Annotated in this window: 2 protein-coding genes; both read right to left on the bottom strand. The window is 67.4% G+C overall.

The genetic code is table 11. From position 1 onward, the window contains the following. Window positions 1-52: 52 nt before the first annotated feature. On the bottom strand, window positions 53-2,173 hold the full coding sequence (locus ACFWF3_RS27700) for an ABC transporter permease (RefSeq protein ID WP_379316356.1): 2,121 nt from the start codon (window positions 2,171-2,173) through the stop codon (window positions 53-55). Next, window positions 2,173-3,519: an ABC transporter substrate-binding protein gene (locus tag ACFWF3_RS27695; protein WP_067444914.1), complete on the bottom strand. Its 1,347-nt coding sequence runs from the start codon at window positions 3,517-3,519 to the stop codon at window positions 2,173-2,175. The genes ACFWF3_RS27700 and ACFWF3_RS27695 overlap by 1 nt, the downstream gene beginning before the upstream one ends. Between the last annotated feature and the right edge of the window lie 272 nt (window positions 3,520-3,791).

Below are 3,791 nucleotides of genomic sequence, written 5' to 3'. Positions count from 1 at the left end.
CAGCCCGGCCTTGTCCAGGGCACGGTGACCGCCGAAGGTCACCGTGACCTGCTCAACTTCGAGTAGCGATCCCACGATCGAGCATCTCCTTGTCTGCTGTGGTCCACGCCCGATCGATGCCGAGCCATTCGACGGGCACCTGCGCCAGCGTGGGCGGACGGTGGCGCCGATTCGCCCAGCGAGGCACCACGATGGCCGCGATCAGCGCACCCGCGGTGAACACGTAGCCGTTGATGACATCGCCGAGGCGCAACGCCCACAGCAACGCCAGCCCACCGAGCAGCACCGCCATCACGACCCGATCGCGCAGTGCCGCGGCCCATTCGCGACGGATCTGCGCCAGGGCGCCCTGGCCGAGGAACCCGCCGCTGAAGGCGATACCGCCCAGGGCGGGCAGGACATGGACGAGATTGGTCAGCGCCGGGAACAACACGGGAATCGCGTTGAGCGGGCCCGAATAGACAGCGCCGGTGAACAATCCGCTGCCGACCGCGCCCAGCCCGGCGATGACCACGATCAGGAAGATCGGCAGGCCCGCGACGAAACTGAACTGCTCGGCGGTCACCGACCGCAGCTGCATGCCGTAGAGCGCCCCACCGAGTCCGGCGATCGCCGCCGACAGCGAGAACACCAGCATCTTGGCCGCCAGCAGGTTTCCGCCGAGGGTCGCGTAGGCGGCCTCGCTGTCGCGCAGGGCGATCAACCGTCGGCCGAGCCGACCGCGCCGCAGCATCGCCACCGCGAATCCGGCCAGCCCGAGCACGATCGCCGCGAAAACGGTGATCTGCGCGGTGCTGGTCAGTTGCGTGCCGAACAGGCTGGGGCCGACCAGATCCACCGAGCCCTGGTCGAACAGGGCGATCCGCACCCCGAACACCTCGAACGAGGGCAGGGTGAAGATCCAGCGGTCGAGCACCACCGCGAACGCGGCCGTGCCGAGCGCGAGGTAGACCCCGGACAACCGCAGCGCCGGTAGGGCGATCAGCGCGCCGACGACGCCCGCGATCGCCATGGCGGCGAGCAGCGCCCACCACTGCCCGTCGGCGCCCAGATGCGCGTAGGCGACGGCGCCGATCCCGGCGATGCTCAACTGGCACAGCGAGATCTGGCCGGCGAACCCGGCGAGGGGCACGAACGACAACGCGATCACCCCGAAGGCGAAGATCAGGCCGTAGCTGATCAGATCCGCTTCGCTGAGCAGGGTGGCGAGCATGAGCCCGACCACCGCGACGACGACCGCGAACACCGCCGAACCACGCACGCTCGGCAACGGCACCGGGCTCAACCGCCGATCGCGCCCGCGCAGCCGTCCGTGCGGGAACAGCAGCAGCGCGACGAGCAGCAGCAGCGCGGGCGCGGCCAGCCGCAGTCCGGGCAGATACTCGTTCTGTGGCAGATACCCGGTGAGATAGCTCTCCAGGCAGCCGACGACGATCGCACCGAGAAAGGTCATCGGCAGGCTGGCCAGCCGTCCGAAGATCGCCGCACTGTAGGCGCTGACGATCAGCAACGACAGCTGCGCCGCGTCCAGAGCCACCATCGGCGCGATGAGGATGCCGCCGACGGCCGCCAACTCGATGCCGAGCATCCAGGCCACCCGATTGGCGCGCTGCGGGTCGGCGCCGGTGAGCCCGACCAGTGCCCGATCGTCGACGGTCGCGCGCATCTCCGCACCGGTTCTGGTGCGGTACAGCAGGATTCGCAGAGCGATGGCCACCACGACGGCCACCACCATGGTCAATGCCTGATGCCAGGTGATCGTCACCGAACCCAGGTGCAGCGGTGGTTGGTCGGCGAAGAACCGCGGCAGGGTGCGCGCCACGTCCGGATTCCAGATCCAGCGCGCGGTGAGCATCAGGCCGCTGAGCAACGCCACCGTCATGACGAGTTTCTCGGCGTCGCCCAGGCCCTGGGTCGGCGCCAGCGCCTGCGCGAACGCCAACCCGAACAGTGGCGCGAACACCAGCAACACCAGGGCGACCGCGATCGGCGTCGGCACGCCCCAGCCCACGGTGAACTGCCAGTACACGAAGGCCGAGACCATGCCCGCCGCGCCGTGCGCGAAATTGAAGACACCGGTCGTGGTGAAGGTCAGGACCAGGCCGCTGCCGATGATGGCGTAGATCGCGGCGGTGCTGAGCCCGACGATGCCGAAAGCGATGAACTGCTCCATTATTTGACGTCGCTCATGCTCTTGTTGACGTCGGCCAGCGTCAGCGGGCGACCGTATTCCTTGGTGTAGACGTAGGGCTTCATGTCGCAGCGGAACGGACCGGTGTCGGGCTTGAAGTCCGCGTTCGTCCAGCCCTGCGCGGTCGCCTTCATCACGTTGAAGCACTTGGGCGGCACGGTGTGGGTCGACATGTCGGCGGGCGCCTGCAAACCGCCGGCGGTCCACGCTGTTTCCTTACGGGCGGCCTCCACCACGCAGGTGCGGGTGAGGTTGTCGCCGCAGCTCGAGGCCGCCTTCGCGAACAGCAGCCACTGCACCAGCGAACGCAGCCCGTTGTAGGTCAGTTTCCCGTCGGGCGCGTACTGGGCGAACAGATCCTTGGCCCGCTGCACCGCCGGGACACTGGCCGCCGATTCCAGCGGCACGGTCCCCGACAGGTCGGCGAAGTTGTTCTGCGCGCCCAGCGATGTGCGGGCGAGCTCGAGGAACGCGGGGGTGTAGGCGTTGCTGGTGACGTCGACCCAGTCCAGCTTGTAGTCCATGCTGGTGAGCACGTCCTCGAGCTTGGCGAGGCTGCGGAAGTCGCCGAGGAAGATCAGGCCCTTCACGCCCTTGGCCTTGATGGACTGCGCGTAGGGCGTCCAATCCGAGACGCCCGCGGCCGGATAGAGGTCGTTGTAGATCAGGGTCGCGCCCTCGGCGGGCAGCGACTCCCCGTAGCGGTCGGCCATCGACTTCACCACCGGTGAGTCAGCCACGATGATGCCGACCGCGGCCGCCGAGGCCGGGTAGGCCTCCTTGAACAGCCACTGATGCATGCCCGCGTAGGTGTCGTAGGGGCGCGCGGAGGAGGCACCGGATCCCACCTGGAGATCGGAACCGGTGTTCTCGGCCTGACTCACCTGCGACGGGAACTCGGGCAGTGTGCACGTGAGCCGATCCTTGACGCCGAGGGCATCGAGTGCGGCGGAGCCGCCGACCAGCGCGAAGTCCTCGCGGCAGGCTTCCAGCATGCGTGCGCGGACCTCGAGCAGTTTCGCGTCACGGACATTGAAGGCCAGTTTGCGACCGTTGATTCCGCCGTTGTCGTTGCACCAGGACGTGAAGACCTTGGCGGCGTCGACCAATTCGGGGTTCTTGGTGAAACCCATATCGGTGAACACGCCGACTTCGATCTGCCCGGCGGTGACGCCCTGCGTCGGCGCACTCGTCGACTTGCCGGTCTGGCAGACCCCGTTCAGATCACCGAAGTCGCTCGTCACCGCCTTGCCGCCGGGTGCCGCGGCCTCTTCGACCCCGCTGCCGGTGCGGCCGCTACAGCCCGCCACCAGCAACGCGGTCGCCATCAAGGCGATCAGTACTCGCTGCGATCTCACCGATGTCCTCCTGACACAAGCTCGGCGGCCGAGCCCTGTTTCTCATCGAACAAAGCACCTGTTCTCGGCGCTCTCCATTTCGGAAATCATCTTCTCATCTAAAGAGAATAAAGTTAACCCTTTGAGAAAATATCTGATTCACCACTCTGTAAACACGTGTGGTGCGCAGGGCGCCGTGGCCCAGGCGGGCGAGCACATCGCGGCCGAGCGCGTCCGTGCCGAACGGGTGCGCGGCCGTGGGC

Origin of the sequence: Nocardia sp. NPDC060220, from assembly GCF_042727815.1 — a bacterium.
Lineage (GTDB): Bacteria > Actinomycetota > Actinomycetes > Mycobacteriales > Mycobacteriaceae > Nocardia.
Note: the sequence above shows the minus strand (reverse complement) of the source record. Positions and strands in the feature narration are given on the sequence as shown.